The organism is Hydrogenophaga sp. NFH-34, from assembly GCF_021401345.1.
GTDB classification, from domain to species: Bacteria; Pseudomonadota; Gammaproteobacteria; order Burkholderiales; family Burkholderiaceae_C; genus Hydrogenophaga; species Hydrogenophaga electricum.
This window is the reverse complement of the sequence record NZ_JACBGE010000027.1, coordinates 1-13,669: the sequence shown is the minus strand read 5'-3', so window position 1 is coordinate 13,669 and position 13,669 is coordinate 1. Positions and strand designations below refer to the sequence as shown.

Here is a 13,669-nt window from a genome sequence, read left to right as displayed (position 1 = left end):
GTCAGGGGGGCGGTGCGCTCAGCACGCGGCCGGGGTTGAGCAGGTTGTGGGGGTCCAGCGCCTGTTTGAGCGTGCGCATCAGCGCCAGCGCGACCGGGTCTTTGTAGTGGGGCAGCGTGGCGGCCTTGAGGCTGCCAATGCCGTGTTCTGCACTGATGGAGCCCCCGAATTGGAGCACCTGGTCGAACACCAGGTGGTTGACGCGGGTTTCGTGTTCGGCCAGGAAGGCCTTCGGATCGCCCTCGGCGGGAGCCTGCACGTTGTAGTGCAGGTTGCCGTCCCCCAGGTGGCCGAAGTTGACCAGGCGCACGCCAGGGATCTGGCGCGCGAGCAGCGCGTCGGTGTCGGCACAGAACGCCGGAATGCGCGAGACCGGCAGGCTGATGTCGTGCTTGATGTTCAGGCCTTCTTCGGCCTGCGCCAGCGGAATGCTCTCGCGGATGTGCCAGAGACCGTGCGCCTGCTGCAGGTTCTCGGCCACCACGGCGTCGCTGACCAGGCCCTGTTCGAAGGCGGTTTCCAGCAGGCGCTCGAACTGGGCCCGGGCGTGGGCTTCGGATTCGCTGTCGCTGTTTTCCAGCAGCACGCCATAGGGAATGTCGGCCTGGTCGATGAAGGGCACGCGCAACTGCGGCATGTGCCGGGCCACCAGGCCGAGCGCAAAGCGGCCCATGACCTCGAAGCCGGTCAGCCCGGCGCCCAGGTGCCCGTGGGCCAGGCCCAGCAGGGCCACCGCGGCTTCCAGGTTCGGGACGGCCGCCCAGGCGGTGAGTTGCGCCGCCGGCCGGGGGTAGAGCTTCATCGTGGCCGCGGTGATGATGCCCAGCGTGCCTTCGCTGCCGATGAACAGGTCGCGCAGGTCATAGCCGGTGTTGTCCTTGCGCAGGCCGCTCAGACCGTGCCAGACCTCGCCCTGCGCGGTGACCACTTCCAGGCCCAGGCACAGCTCGCGGGCATTGCCGTAGCGCACGACCTGCGTGCCGCCGGCATTGGTGGCGAGGTTGCCACCCAGGGTGCAGCTGCCTTCGGCCGCGAGCGACAGCGGGAACAGGAAGCCGGCGCGATCCGCCGCTTCCTGCACGGTCTGGAGCACGCAGCCCGCTTCCACGGTGATGGTGAGGTTGTCGCCGTCCAGCGCGCGGATGGCCTGCATCCGCGTCAGCGACAGCACGACCTGGGTGCCGCTGTCGTCGGGCACCGAGCCGACCACCAGACCGGTGTTGCCACCCTGCGGCACGATGCTCACGTTGGCTGCCGCACAAGCCTTGACCACGGCCGCCACCTCGGCGGTGCTGGCCGGTCGCACCACCGCCAGCGCCCGGCCGCGCGCGCGCCGGCGCCAGTCCTGCTCCCAGGCCACCAGATCGGTGTCCGGGTCATCGGGGGTGAGCACGTGGGCCGGGCCCACGGCCTGGCGCAAGGTGTGAATCAGCAGCGGATTCATGGCTGGGTACGGGCTGGGCTGGTGGCTTCCTCGGCATGGCGGGCGGCATCGGCGGCCACGGCTTCCTTGCCGGCGGCCTTCAGGCGCTGGCGCACGTGGGCGGCGCAGGCCACGAACAGCAGCAGGCACAGCAACACCTCGATGCCGGCCAGCCAGGCCGACAGGCCCTGCTCGCTGGTGGCACGGACCACACCTTCGGTGAAATAGAGCCACACCAACAGGCTGAGCCAGCGGTAGGTGTACATGCGGTGGCGCAGCAGGCCCGACAGGGGCAGCGTGAGCGGCAGCACCTTGAGCACCCACCACGAACCGCCCGGACGCAGCGGGGCCAGCCAGAGTTCCCAGGCCAGGCCCAGCACGATCAGCCCCAGCACGCTGCCCACGGCCAGACGGCGCGTCCAGCGCACGGTGGCGACCGGTGCGTTCAGGGCGGGGGATACGGGGGGCGGGGAAGACAACTCGGGCGCGGCGGGCATGGCAGGTGGCATGATACCGGGATGACTGTATCCGAGCGTGTGCGCGAAGTGCCGGCCCTGCTGGGCCTGCTGTGGCGCCATCTGCTGGCGTTTCCGTGGCGGACCACGGCCCTGACCCTGCGCGAGCGCTTCCGCGAAGACCGCCTGGGCGTGACCGCCAGCAGCCTGACCTTCACCACCACGATTTCGCTGGTGCCGCTGTTCACCGTGGCACTGGCCATCTTCAGCGCCTTTCCCATGTTTGCGCGCCTGCAGGACACCCTGCAGCACTGGCTGGTGGCCCGGCTGGTGCCGGACAACATCGCCAAACAGGTGCTTGCCTACCTGAGCCAGTTCGCCGCGAAAGCCGGGCAGATGGGCTGGGCGGGTGCGCTGGTGCTGCTGGTCACGGCGCTGGCGCTGATCCTGACCATCGACCGCAAGCTCAACGACATCTGGCGCGTGCGCCAGAGCCGGCCACTGACCCAGCGCATCCTGGTGTACTGGGCGGTGCTCACCCTGGGTCCGCTGCTGCTGGCGGGCAGCCTGACGGTCACCTCCTACGCGCTGAGCGCTTCGCGCGGGCTGGTCTCGACGCTGCCCGGCGGCGTGCGCTTCCTGCTCGATTCGCTGCAGTTCGGTCTGGTCATGGGCGGCGTGGCCGCGCTCTACCGCTACGTGCCCAATACCCGTGTCCGCTGGAGCCATGCGCTCACCGGCGGCCTGTTCGTGGCGCTGGGGCTGGAGCTGGCCAAGAGCGTGCTGGGCTGGTACCTCAAGACCGTGCCGACCTATTCGGTGGTGTACGGCACGTTCGCCACCGTGCCGATTCTGCTGGTCTGGTTCTACGTGGCCTGGGTGATCGTGCTGCTCGGGGCGGTGGTGGCGGCCTACCTGCCCAGTCTGCTGGCAGGCATCGCGCGGCGTGGCAACTACCCGGGCTGGCGTTTCCAGCTGGCCTTGGAGACCCTGGCCCAATTGCAGGCGGTGCGCGAAGGGCCGCAGCGCGGGCTGAGCCTGGAGGCCATTGCCCAGGCCCTGCGCGTGGACCCACTGCACCTGGAAGACCCGGTGGGTGCCCTGGTGGGGCTGGACTGGCTGGGGCGGCTGGACGAGGAGGACGAGCGCTACGTGCTGCTGCAGGACGCGGCGAACCTGCCGTTGGCGCCGCTGGCCGAGCGCCTGCTGGTGCCGGCCTCGCGCAGCACCGAAGCCTTCTGGGCCGCCAGCGGGCTGCGGCAGATGACGGTGGCGCAGGCGCTGGCGGCACCGTCGGTGCCCTGACCGGTCAGCCGATCCGGAACGGGGCGCCCAGGAACCCCCGGAAGCGGGCGCGGCCACCGCGTTCGGGCGGAGCGCTCAGCTCAAAACGCGGGAAGCGGCGCAGGAAGCGCCCGATGGCGATGCGGCCTTCGAGCCGCGCCAGGCTCAGGCCCGCGCACTGGTGGATGCCGAAGCCAAACGCGAGGTGGCGGTTGGGTTCGCGCCGCAGGTCCAGCCTGTCCGGGTCGGGAAACACCGCCGGGTCGCGGTTGGCGGCGCCGATGCACAGCGTGACCAGGGCCCCCGTGGACAGGTCGACACCACCCACCTGCGCCGCCTGGAGCGCGCGCCGGTTGCCCAACTGGTTGGACGACTCGAAGCGCAGGCACTCGTCCACCGCGCGGCTCAGGATGGCTTCCAGGGTCTCGATCTGGCCCGCGTGCGCGCACAGGTCGCTGAGCAGGTCTTCGCGCGCGGCGGGGTGTTCGTGCATCAGCACCAGGCCGTTGCCGATCAGGTTGGTGGTGGTTTCGTGGCCGGCGTTGAGCAGGAAGATGCAGTTCTGCAGCAGCTCGACCTCGCTGAGCTTTTCGCCGCTGGCTTCGCCCTGGATCAGGCGCGTGAGCACGTCGCGCTCCGGGTCGCCGGGGTGCCGGCGGCGTTCGGCGACGAGGCCGCGCAGATAGGCCAGCATCTCGGTCACGCTGCGGTTGCCCGCCGCGTGCTGCGCGGGTGTAGGCACGGGTTCGAGCGCGCCCAGGATGGCCAGCGACCAGTCGCGCAGCGGGGCGCGCTCGGCGTGGGGCACGCCCAGCAGGTTGCCGATGATCTCGACCGGAATGGCGGCGGCAAAGTCTTCGATCAGATCGCCGCCGCCCTGGTCCTCGATGCGGTCCAGCAGGCTGTCGACCAGCGCGACCAGGCCGGGCTCCATGTCGGCGATGGCGCGGCGCGTGAGCGCACCCATGATGAGTTTGCGCACGCGCGTGTGCAGCGGCGGGTCGTTGAACACCAGGCTGGTGGTGTGGTGCTCGTACAGCGGCGCGGGCTCCGTGTCGCTGCCGAAGGGGGGCACGTTGTATTTCGGCGCGAACTCGACGTGTTTGTCGGAGCTGAACAGCGCCGCGTCGCGGTACACCGCCATCAGGTCGGCGTGGCGGGTGAGGAACAGCGAACCGTCGGGCATGCGCCGCACCGGGTCGTGTTCGCGCAGCGCGGCGTAGACCGGGAACGGGTTGGCCAGAAAGTCCGGTGGCAGGGCACGCAGGTCGAAGCCGGCGGCGATCTCGCGGGCGCGGTCCCCGCTCATGGGCGGGGTGATCTGCTCGGGCGTGACCATGGTGTCAGGCCCGCAGGAAATCGCGGATGGCGAACAGCGTGGCGTCCGGCGTTTCGGTCATCTGGTGGTGGCCGACCGGCAGCGTCACCACCTGCAGCTTCTGGCCGGCCGCCTTCGCGGCGTTGATCAGGCCCTGTGCCGCCTTGGGGTGCGTCATCTGGTCCTGCCCACCCAGCAGGAACAGCACCGGGCTGGTGAGTGCGGCCATGGCCGCTTCGCCGCCGGTGTAGCGGTCGCACGCCACAAAGCCGCGATGGAACACGTTCACCGCCGGGTTGCTGCGCAGCACGCGCCGGCCCAGCGCCATGCCGGCGCCGTAGACCCAGGTGCCCGGGCCCAGGGCCGAGGGCGGGGCCGCCAGCGTGGAGCGCGAGAACACATTGACCATGGCCAGCGCTTTCTCGGGTTCGTTCAGCGATGCCTCGATCAGCGCGGGCGAGACCTTCATCGGGAACGCTGTGCCCACCAGCACCGTGTGCGTGATGCGGTCTTTCAGGCGGGCCGCGGCTTCCATGGCGATCAGCGATCCCCAGCTGTGGCCGATCAGGGCGGCCTTCTGCACGCCCGCGGCATCGAGCAGGGCGCCGATGAAGTCGGCCGCTTCTTCCACCGTGGCCGGCGCTTCGCCCTGGCTCTTGCAGTGGCCCGGCAGGTCGACCGCCAGCACGTTGAAGCCGTGGTTCGCGAGGTAGCGGCTTTGCAGGATCCAGACACTGTGGTCATTGAGCACGCCGTGGATGAAGACCACGGTGGGCTTGGCGGCATCGAAGGGCTTGCCGCCGGTGTAGCAGTAGGTCTTGGCGCCGTTGACTTGCAGTTCCATGTTCAGGCCTCCCGCCGGGCCGCCCCAAGGGAGGCCTTCGCCCCCTCGGGGGGCAGTGAATACACGAAGTGATGAACGTGGGGGCTCATTGATTCCCCGCCTTCTCTGCCGCTTTGAGCGCGCGCTTCAGATCGTCGATCAGGTCGTCCGGGTCTTCCAGGCCGATGGAGAGGCGGATCGTGCCGGGGCCGATGCCGGCGCCCGCCAGTGCCTCGTCGCTCATGCGGAAGTGCGTGGTGCTGGCGGGGTGGATCACCAGCGAGCGGCAGTCGCCCACGTTGGCCAGGTGGCTGAAGATCTTGAGCGTTTCGATGAAGGCCTTGCCCTGTTCGCGCGATCCCTGGATGTCGAAGCTGAACACCGAGCCGGCACCCTTGGCACCGTGGCGCAGCAGCTTGTTCGCCAGCGCGTGGCTGGGGTGCGATTCGAGCAGCGGGTGACCGACGCGGCTCACCAGCGGGTGGCTGGCGAGGAAAGCCACCACCTTCTCGGTGTTGCCCATGTGGCGCTCCATGCGCAGCGGCAGCGTCTCCAGCCCCTGCAGGATCAGCCAGGCGCTGTGAGGGCTGAGGCAGGCGCCGAAGTCGCGCAGGCCTTCGCGTCGTGCGCGCAGCAGGAAGGCGCCGACGGTGCTCTCTTCGCTGAAGGTCATGCCGTGGAAGCCGTCGTAGGCTTCGGTCAGCTCGGGGTACTTGCCCGAGGCATCCCAGTCGAAGCTGCCAGCGTCCACCACCACACCGCCGATCACGGTGCCGTGGCCGCTGAGGAATTTGGTGGCCGAGTGGTAGACCAGATCGGCGCCGTGCTCGAAGGGCTTGATCAGGTAGGGCGTGGTCAGCGTGCTGTCCACCAGCAGCGGCACCTTCGCCTCGTGCGCGATCTGGCTCACCGTCGGGATGTCCAGCACGTCCAGGCCCGGGTTGCCCACGGTCTCGCCGAAGAACAGTTTCGTGTTGGGCCGCACGGCGGCCTTCCAGCCGTCGATGTCGCCGGGCTTCACGAACGTGGTCTCGATGCCGAAGCGCCGCAGCGTGTAATGCAGCAGGTTCTGGCTGCCGCCGTAGAGCGCGGTGCTGGCGACAATGTGCGAACCCGCGCCCATCAGCGTGGCAATGGAGAGGTGCAGCGCCGCCTGGCCGCTGGCCACCGAAATGGCGCCGATGCCCCCTTCCAGCGCCGCCATGCGCTGTTCAAACACCGCGTTGGTCGGGTTGCTGATGCGGCTGTAGACGTGGCCGGCGCGCTCCAGGTTGAACAGGGCGGCGGCGTGATCGCTGGATTCGAAGACGAAGGAGGTCGTCAGGTGGATGGGCACGGCGCGCGCGCCGGTGGCGGGGTCCGGCGCGGCACCGGCGTGCAGCGCCAGCGTGTCGAAGCCGGGGTCGGAATAACCGGGCATGTCGGGGTCTCCTCGAAAAAGGCGGGTGCATCGCAGGTCGGGGTGGCGCGCTGCCTGCGTTTCAGGGCGGATTGTGGGCTATATTCATACCCACGCCAGCCCAGCCGGCGACAGCACCTATCCCGAGGAGAAGCGCCATGAAGGTCAGTGACATCCTGCGTGTCAAAGGCAACACGCTCTACACCATCACACCCGAAGACCATCTGGCCGACGCTGCCAAGCTGATGTCCGAAAAAGACATCGGGTCGCTGGTGGTCATGGCCAACGGCCTGGTGGTGGGCATGCTGACCTTCCGCGAAGTGATTCAGGCGGTGGTCAAGAACGGCGGCAGCTTCGCGGCCACGACGGTCTACCGTGCCATGGACCCGGGCCCGCTGACCTGCACCATGGCCACCGAGATGGACGAGGTGCGCCGCATGATGCTGGACCGCCACGCGCGCTACATGCCCGTGATCGAGAACCGCATGCTCATGGGCGTGATCAGCTTCTACGACGTGGCCAAGGCCGTGGTCGATGCCCAGAACTTCGAGAACAAGATGCTCAAGGCCTACATCCGCGACTGGCCCGAGGAAGAGCCGGAAGGCAAGAACGAACCGAACCTGCCCTGAAGGCATTGGCGCTACGCCCCTGGAAAGCCCTGCATAGCAGGGCTTTTTGCTGCCTGCACAGGGCGGGGAACCCGTCCCAGGGTGTTGCCTTCGCGAATATCTAGAATCCCTGTTGCGGCGCTTGCCGGCGCCGTTATGACGAAACAGGGAGAACGATGATGAAAGCGACGAAGGACGCTGGGCTGCGCGTTGGGTTGATGGCTTCGGTCATGTTGTTGGGCGGTTGCCTGACTCTGGACCCGTACCAAGTGGCGCGCGAGCAGAAACAGAAGGAAAAATGGCTGGGCACCCCGGTCGACGTGCCTGTGCAGGCGCCCGCTTTCGACGAGAAGCAGGCTCGGACACGGCTGGTGGCGGGCAACGCTCGCATCCAGGGCGGGCTGTATCACCGGATCGTCCGCCATGGCCGGGATGCGGGTGTCGAAGACGGGTTGCTGGGTGTTGGCTCGAACGAGCAGTCGGCCGCCAACATCCGGGTGTGGCTGATGCCGCTGACCGATCACGTGCAGCAGTGGCTGCAGCTGGATGAGAAAAACCGGCAGGACCGCAATGGGTTTTTCACCAGCAACAATACCCGCATCGAAAACCATATTCCCCATCCGAAGGTGTTTCGGCAGGCGTGGATGGCGCGCACCGATGCCAGCGGGAACTTCGTGATATCGGGCGTGGGACCGGGGCGCTACGCGCTGGTGTCTGACGACATTTCTATCTACACCATGCGTCGCAAGGACCACCACGTCGGAACGGACTACCAAGCATCCGGCTACATGCAGAATGGCCATACCGTCACGCCCGTAGGCGGCACGGTGGCCCAGGTGGAATCCACTTACCAGCGGATGAGGACGGTCGTGCGCTTCCGCAAGGTGCTGGAGGTGGCTGACCGTCAGGTGATCGATCTCGGTCGCGAACGCATGTGGGTGCGCTGAGAAGGGCGCTTGGCCGCTCTCAAGCCGCCACCGAGTGGATCACCTCGCGCACACGCGGGTAGATCTGCTGGTTCCACTTGCGGCCGCTGAACACACCGTAGTGGCCCACGCCGGTCTGGATGTGGTGCGTTTTCAGGTAGGGGCGCACGTTCTTGCACAGGTCCTGTGCGGCGACGGTCTGGCCGATGGCGCAGATGTCGTCGCGCTCGCCTTCCACCGTCATCAGCGCGGTGCGGCGGATGGCGCCCGGGTTCACGGTGCGGCCCCGGTACTGCAGCTTGCCCAGGGCGAGGTCGTAGGTCTGGAACACCTTTTCCACGGTTTCCAGGTAGAACTCGGCCGGCAGGTCGTTGACGGCCAGGTATTCGTCGTAGAAGGTCTGGATGGTGCGGGCTTCGTCGGAGCGGCCTTCGACCAGGTGCTCGTACATGTGCTGGAACGATTGCTGGTGGCGCTCCATGTTCATGCTCATGAAGGCCGTCAGCTGCACGAAGCCCGGGTAGACGCGTCGCATGAAGCCGGCGTGCGGCAATGGCACATGGCTGATGAGGTTCTTCTCGAACCATTCGATGGGTTTGCCCGTGGCCAGGCGGTTGACCTCGGTGGGGTTGACGCGGCAGTCCACCGGGCCGGCCATCAGCGTCAGGCTGCGCGGGGTGGCGGGGTGGTCGTCCTCGGCCATCACGGCGGTGGCGGCCAACGCCGCCACGCAGGGCTGGCAGACGGCGACCATGTGCACGCCTTCACCGACCGTCTCCAGAAACCGGATCATGTAGCTGATGTAGTCCTCCAGCCCGAAGGCGCCGTGGCGCAGGCCGACATCGCGGGCGTTGTGCCAGTCGGTGATGTAGACGTCGTGGTCCTGCAGCAGGGTGCGCACCGTGTCGCGCAGCAGCGTGGCGAAGTGCCCGGACAGGGGCGCGGCCAGCAGCACGGGGGGTTGGGGGGGCAGGCCGTCGGCGTTCTTGCGGAAGCGCAGCAGGGTGCCGAAAGGCAGTTTGAGCACAGCCTCTTCGTTCACTGGCACCTCGCGCTCCCCGACGAGCACGCTGTCGATGCCGTAGGCCGGCCGGGCGTGTGTCAGCCGCAGGCGGGAAATCACCTCGCAGGCGGCGGACATCTGGCGCAGCAGGGTTTTTTCGGTGTCCCGGACCCAGAGCGTGGCGCTCAGGTTCTGGGCCAGCAGGCGCAGGGGCGACAGCAGGTCGTTCTGGAGCTGATAGGCCTGGTACAGCATGAGCATCTTCCTGTGGATGCCGGGGCTGGCAGCAATTTGTGGGCCAGCTCACGTCGGCCGCAGCCATTGCACCGCCCTGGTGCGTGGAGGCCCGGTCAGACCGTTTGCAGATGGCACAAGGCTTGCTGAGCGTCTGGCCTCAGAGGAGCAACTTGTCATGGCCAAAGCGGTATTGACCATCAGCAGCAAGAACTACGGCGCCTGGGCCCTGCGTGGCTGGCTCATGGCGAAACTGGTCAAGCTCGATTTCACCGAGCACGTGATCCCGCCCGACGACCCGGACATGAAGGCCGAGATGCTGTTGTTGTCGTCGTCCATGCGGGTGCCGGCGATCGATCACGATGGCGTGCATGTCTGGGACACGCTGGCCATCGGCGAATACCTCAACGAGATCAAGCCCAAGGCCGGGTTGCTGCCGGCCGATCGGGCGGCCCGCGCCCATTGCCGCGCGATCTGCGGCGAAATGCACTCGGGGTTTTCGGCGCTGCGGTCGTCGCTGCCGATGAACATCAAGGGGCGGTTTCCGGGGTTCAAGATCTGGTCGCGCGCCAAGACCGACATCGAGCGCATCCAGGCGATCTGGCTGGACTGCCTGGAAACCTACGGCGGCCCATACCTGTTCGGTGCCAAACCCTGCATGGCCGACGCGATGTTCGCGCCGGTGGTCACGCGTTTCCTGACCTATGACGTGGACATGCCCGAAGCCTGCGCCGCCTACTGCGGCCACATCATGGCCTTGCCGGCCATGCGCGAATGGGTGGCCGCGGCCCAGGCCGAGCCGGACGAAATCGACGAACTCGACGCGGAGTTCTGATCCACGCCTTCGCCTGTTGCGGCCTTCAGGCCAGGGCACCGTGGAACGGGCTGGGCCCGGTCACAGGTGCCGTCACCCACCAAGCGCCGAAGGCGCGCCACGGAGGGGGGCGCCGTCAAGCGGCGCAGGGAGGCCTCTTCACGGCCAGGGGGTGGGCGGGGGAATGTCGCAAACCGGGTCGACATCCACGCTCTTGAAGTCGGCCGGCGACACGATTTCCAGGTATTCCATGTCCGGCGAGTAGTCGAACAGGTAGTGGCGGATGCCGGGGCGCTGGTGCACCACGTCGCCGGCCTCGACCAGGGTGACCTTGTCCTCGTACATGAACTTGGCCCAGCCCTTGGTCATGATCACGATCTGGAAGTCGGCTTCGTGGCGGTGCCAGCCCGTGCCGCCATCGGGTGGCAGGTTGGCCTTCACCAGGTGTGCGATCACCTTGCCGTGCGTGGCCTCGGCGACCCCCAGGTCGCGATACAGGAAAAAATCGCGCAGACCGCCGCCCTTGAAGTCGGTGTCGGCGGGTTTGACGTGGGAGAAGAGGGTTCCGGTCCGGTCCAGCATGGTGCGTTCCTTTCGGTGTGAGGGGGTTGGAGGCGGCCTGTGCCTGGCCGCTTTGCGTGATGCACAAAGCATTCCACGGTGCATCGGGGTTCGCGCTGGTGCGGCGTGCACGGCAAGGGCCCGGCGCACGTTGCCTGGCGCTGTGGGGTGCACCGTTGCGGCGCTGGCCGGGGATCCGCCTGCCCGGCGGGAGGCGGTGCATGCACCAGCGCGGGCTGTGGGCCCGGGGATGGCGTCGGGGATAATCGCCGGATGAGCGGCAACACCTTCGGCACCCTGTTTTGCATCACCAACTTCGGTGAATCCCATGGCCCGGCCATCGGCTGCGTGATCGACGGCTGCCCGCCCGGCATGGCGCTGACCGAGGCCGACATCCAGCACGATCTGGACCGCCGCCGCCCGGGCACCAGCAAGTTCGTGACCCAGCGCAACGAGCCCGACGCGGTCGAAATCCTCAGCGGCGTCTACGAAGGCAAGACCACCGGCACGCCGATTGCCCTGCTGATCCGCAACACCGACCAGCGCAGCAAGGACTACGGCAACATCCTGCAGACCTTCCGCCCGGGCCACGCCGACTACGCCTATTGGCAAAAGTACGGCATCCGCGACCCGCGCGGTGGTGGCCGCAGCTCGGCCCGCCTGACCGCGCCGACGGTGGCGGCCGGTGCGGTGGCCAAGAAGTGGTTGAAGGAAAAGTTCGGCACCACCTTTCACGCCTGCATGACGCAGGTCGGCGAGCTCCCCATCGGTTTCGAGAGCTGGGACCATGTGCCGAACAACCCGTTTTTCGCCCCGGTGGCCGACGTGTCGGCGCTGGAGGACTACATGAACGCGCTGCGCAAGAGCGGTGATTCGTGCGGCGCGCGCCTGCGCGTGGTGGCGAAGAACATGCCGGTGGGCCTGGGCCAGCCGCTGTACGACAAGCTCGACGCCGACATCGCCCACGCCATGATGGGTCTGAACGCGGTCAAGGGCGTGGAGATCGGCGCCGGCTTTGCGTCGGTCGCCGACAAGGGCTCCACCCATGGCGATGCGCTCACGCCTGGCGGCTTTGCCGGCAACAAGGCCGGCGGCGTGCTCGGCGGCATCAGCACCGGGCAGGACCTGGACGTGTCGGTCGCCATCAAGCCCACCAGCTCCATCCTGATCCCGCGCGACTCCATCGACGTGGCGGGCACGCCGACCGAGGTCATCACCAAGGGCCGCCACGACCCCTGCGTGGGCATCCGCGCCGCACCCATCATGGAAGCGTTGCTGGCCCTGGTGGTGATGGACCACGCGTTGCGCCACCGCGCGCAGTGTGGCGACGTACACGTGGACACGCCCGATATTGCCGCGGCTGGACGTGCCTGAGCAGAGCAGCAACGATCTGCCGCAGGGCCGCCCCAAGGCGGATCAGCCCCCTCGGGGGGCAGCGACCCGTGAAACGGCAGAGCGTGGGGGGCAGGGATTCAGCGCCGGGCCGCCCCAAGCGGAATCCGCACCCCCTCGGGGGGCAGCGACCCGCGCAGCGGCGGAGCGTGGGGGCCAACAGCTCCTGCCGTTTGCCGCCCTGTCCGCGAGCTACTTCGCGCACATCGGCTTCTTCAACCCCTACCTGCCGCTCTGGCTGAAAGACCTGGGCTTCGGGCTGCTCGCCATCAGCGTGCTGACCTCGGTGCAGTCGGCCACGCGGCTGTTTGCGCCCTACGCCTGGGGCACGCTGAGCGACCGCACGGGTGAGCGCGTCAAGCTGCTGCGCTACGGGGCCACGGCGGCGCTGGTGTTTTCGCTGGCGCTGTGGTTCCCGCTCGGGCCGGTGGCGCTGTTCGGGGTGCTGCTGCTGATGTTCACCCACACCAGCGCCATGATGCCCATGAGCGAGGCGGCGCTGGCGCACCTGGTCAGCCAGGGCGGGGCGTTCGATCCGAAGCGCTATGGCCGGGTGCGCCTCTGGGGTTCGCTGGGTTTTCTGGTCACCGTGATGGTGGCGGGCTGGTGGTTCGAGCGTTTCGGCCTGGGCCACTTCCCGGGCTGGACCCTGGCGACCCTGCTGGCGGTGGTGGCCAGCGTCTGGTGCCTGCCGGACCACCGGGAAGCGGCGCACCAGGAGACCGACCACCCCGCCATCTGGCCGCTGCTGCGCCAGCCGCCGGTGCGCTGGTTTTTCGCGGCGGTGTTCTTCCATGTGCTCTCGCACATCTTCATCTACGTCTTTTTCTCGCTCTACCTGGACAGCCTGGGCTACAGCAAGACGGTGATCGGCCTGCTGTGGGCGGTGTCGGTGGTGATCGAAATCGGCTGGTTCTTCACCCAGGGCCGCTGGCTGCCGCGCCTGAGCCTCACCGGCTGGCTGGTGCTGGCCGCGGGGCTGATGGCGCTGCGCATGGCACTGACGGCCGGCCTGCCACAGGTCTGGCCGCTGCTGCTGGCGGCCCAGGCCCTGCACGCCATCACCTTCGCCGCCCACCACACGGTCTGCATCGCGCTCATCTCGCACCACTTTCCCGGCCGGCTGCGCGGACGCGGGCAAGCGCTCTACACCGTGATCGGCTACGGCCTGCCGGGCGTGATCGGTGGCCTCGGCGGCGGGGTGCTGTCGCAGCGCCTGGGGCTGGCGAGCGTGTTCTGGCTGTCGTCGGCCTGCGCGCTGGTGGCGACGCTGTGCGCCTGGCGCCTGCGCCGCATAGAACACGCGGCCTAGCTGTGATGTCTCAATAGGTTGTTAACCCGGAAGGGTCTGGGAGACTGGAGTTACGACGCTTCAGAACTCTCAGAGGAATCCCCCCGGATGAACAGCCACAAGAATGCCAGAACCACC

At 68.0% G+C, this 13,669-nt stretch carries 13 protein-coding genes; 6 read left to right on the top strand and 7 right to left on the bottom strand.

Going from position 1 to position 13,669, the window contains the following annotated elements; translation table 11 throughout:
• Position 1: 1 nt before the first annotated feature.
• A complete protein-coding gene (locus L0977_RS21325; protein ID WP_234266892.1) occupies positions 2 to 1,444 on the bottom strand; it encodes an FAD-binding oxidoreductase in 1,443 nt (480 codons plus the stop codon).
• Complete coding sequence (locus L0977_RS21320; protein WP_234266891.1) at positions 1,441 to 1,920, bottom strand: DUF2069 domain-containing protein; 480 nt, start codon at positions 1,918 to 1,920, stop codon at positions 1,441 to 1,443. Before L0977_RS21320 ends, L0977_RS21325 begins: the two co-directional genes overlap by 4 nt.
• 21 nt (positions 1,921 to 1,941) lie before the next feature.
• On the opposite strand from L0977_RS21320, the gene L0977_RS21315 reads away from it, so the two are divergent.
• Positions 1,942 to 3,183: a YihY family inner membrane protein gene (locus L0977_RS21315; protein ID WP_234266889.1), complete on the top strand. Its 1,242-nt coding sequence runs from the start codon at positions 1,942 to 1,944 to the stop codon at positions 3,181 to 3,183.
• Between the two features lie 4 nt (positions 3,184 to 3,187).
• Here the strand turns inward: L0977_RS21315 and L0977_RS21310 are convergent, their stop codons facing one another.
• From L0977_RS21310 to L0977_RS21300, 3 genes are all read right to left on the bottom strand, one after another.
• Positions 3,188 to 4,471, bottom strand: a complete 1,284-nt coding sequence (locus L0977_RS21310) for a cytochrome P450 (protein ID WP_234266887.1) — start codon at positions 4,469 to 4,471, stop codon at positions 3,188 to 3,190.
• 34 nt (positions 4,472 to 4,505) lie between these two features.
• Positions 4,506 to 5,324, bottom strand: a complete 819-nt coding sequence (locus L0977_RS21305; protein ID WP_234266886.1) for an alpha/beta fold hydrolase — start codon at positions 5,322 to 5,324, stop codon at positions 4,506 to 4,508.
• Between the two features lie 85 nt (positions 5,325 to 5,409).
• On the bottom strand, positions 5,410 to 6,723 hold the full coding sequence (locus L0977_RS21300; protein ID WP_234266884.1) for an O-acetylhomoserine aminocarboxypropyltransferase: 1,314 nt from the start codon (positions 6,721 to 6,723) through the stop codon (positions 5,410 to 5,412).
• 137 nt (positions 6,724 to 6,860) lie between these two features.
• Between L0977_RS21300 and L0977_RS21295 the strand changes: the two genes are divergently transcribed.
• Positions 6,861 to 7,331, top strand: coding sequence for a CBS domain-containing protein (locus L0977_RS21295; protein WP_234266883.1), 471 nt, complete (start codon positions 6,861 to 6,863; stop codon positions 7,329 to 7,331).
• A 158-nt stretch (positions 7,332 to 7,489) separates the two neighbouring features.
• A complete protein-coding gene (locus L0977_RS21290) occupies positions 7,490 to 8,257 on the top strand; it encodes a hypothetical protein (RefSeq protein ID WP_234266882.1) in 768 nt (255 codons plus the stop codon).
• Positions 8,258 to 8,276: 19 nt separating this feature from the next.
• Here the strand turns inward: L0977_RS21290 and L0977_RS21285 are convergent, their stop codons facing one another.
• Positions 8,277 to 9,494, bottom strand: coding sequence for a polyhydroxyalkanoate depolymerase (locus tag L0977_RS21285; protein ID WP_234266881.1), 1,218 nt, complete (start codon positions 9,492 to 9,494; stop codon positions 8,277 to 8,279).
• A gap of 157 nt (positions 9,495 to 9,651) precedes the next feature.
• Between L0977_RS21285 and L0977_RS21280 the strand changes: the two genes are divergently transcribed.
• Positions 9,652 to 10,308 (top strand): glutathione S-transferase, encoded by a 657-nt coding sequence (locus L0977_RS21280; protein WP_234266880.1) that lies wholly within the window; start codon positions 9,652 to 9,654, stop codon positions 10,306 to 10,308.
• Positions 10,309 to 10,446: 138 nt separating this feature from the next.
• On the opposite strand, the gene L0977_RS21275 is transcribed toward L0977_RS21280, so the two are convergent.
• Positions 10,447 to 10,869, bottom strand: coding sequence for a cupin domain-containing protein (locus L0977_RS21275; protein WP_234266879.1), 423 nt, complete (start codon positions 10,867 to 10,869; stop codon positions 10,447 to 10,449).
• Positions 10,870 to 11,121: 252 nt separating this feature from the next.
• On the opposite strand from L0977_RS21275, the gene aroC reads away from it, so the two are divergent.
• Entirely contained in the window at positions 11,122 to 12,222 is a 1,101-nt protein-coding gene (aroC, locus tag L0977_RS21270) for a chorismate synthase (protein ID WP_234266878.1), read from the top strand.
• A gap of 184 nt (positions 12,223 to 12,406) precedes the next feature.
• Positions 12,407 to 13,552 carry an MFS transporter gene (locus tag L0977_RS21265; RefSeq protein ID WP_234266951.1) on the top strand — a complete coding sequence of 382 codons (1,146 nt, stop codon included), beginning with the start codon at positions 12,407 to 12,409 and terminating at the stop codon, positions 13,550 to 13,552.
• Positions 13,553 to 13,669 lie beyond the last annotated feature (117 nt).

What these genes read in the sequence shown, in the direction of transcription:
- L0977_RS21325 (WP_234266892.1), bottom strand. Translation starts at nt 1,444, where the DNA reads ATGAATCCGCTGCTGATTCACACCTTGCGCCAGGCCGTGGGCCCGGCC.
- L0977_RS21320 (WP_234266891.1), bottom strand. Translation starts at nt 1,920, where the DNA reads ATGCCCGCCGCGCCCGAGTTGTCTTCCCCGCCCCCCGTATCCCCCGCC.
- L0977_RS21315 (WP_234266889.1), top strand. Translation starts at nt 1,942, where the DNA reads ATGACTGTATCCGAGCGTGTGCGCGAAGTGCCGGCCCTGCTGGGCCTG.
- L0977_RS21310 (WP_234266887.1), bottom strand. Translation starts at nt 4,471, where the DNA reads ATGAGCGGGGACCGCGCCCGCGAGATCGCCGCCGGCTTCGACCTGCGT.
- L0977_RS21305 (WP_234266886.1), bottom strand. Translation starts at nt 5,324, where the DNA reads ATGGAACTGCAAGTCAACGGCGCCAAGACCTACTGCTACACCGGCGGC.
- L0977_RS21300 (WP_234266884.1), bottom strand. Translation starts at nt 6,723, where the DNA reads ATGCCCGGTTATTCCGACCCCGGCTTCGACACGCTGGCGCTGCACGCC.
- L0977_RS21295 (WP_234266883.1), top strand. Translation starts at nt 6,861, where the DNA reads ATGAAGGTCAGTGACATCCTGCGTGTCAAAGGCAACACGCTCTACACC.
- L0977_RS21290 (WP_234266882.1), top strand. Translation starts at nt 7,490, where the DNA reads ATGAAAGCGACGAAGGACGCTGGGCTGCGCGTTGGGTTGATGGCTTCG.
- L0977_RS21285 (WP_234266881.1), bottom strand. Translation starts at nt 9,494, where the DNA reads ATGCTGTACCAGGCCTATCAGCTCCAGAACGACCTGCTGTCGCCCCTG.
- L0977_RS21280 (WP_234266880.1), top strand. Translation starts at nt 9,652, where the DNA reads ATGGCCAAAGCGGTATTGACCATCAGCAGCAAGAACTACGGCGCCTGG.
- L0977_RS21275 (WP_234266879.1), bottom strand. Translation starts at nt 10,869, where the DNA reads ATGCTGGACCGGACCGGAACCCTCTTCTCCCACGTCAAACCCGCCGAC.
- aroC (WP_234266878.1), top strand. Translation starts at nt 11,122, where the DNA reads ATGAGCGGCAACACCTTCGGCACCCTGTTTTGCATCACCAACTTCGGT.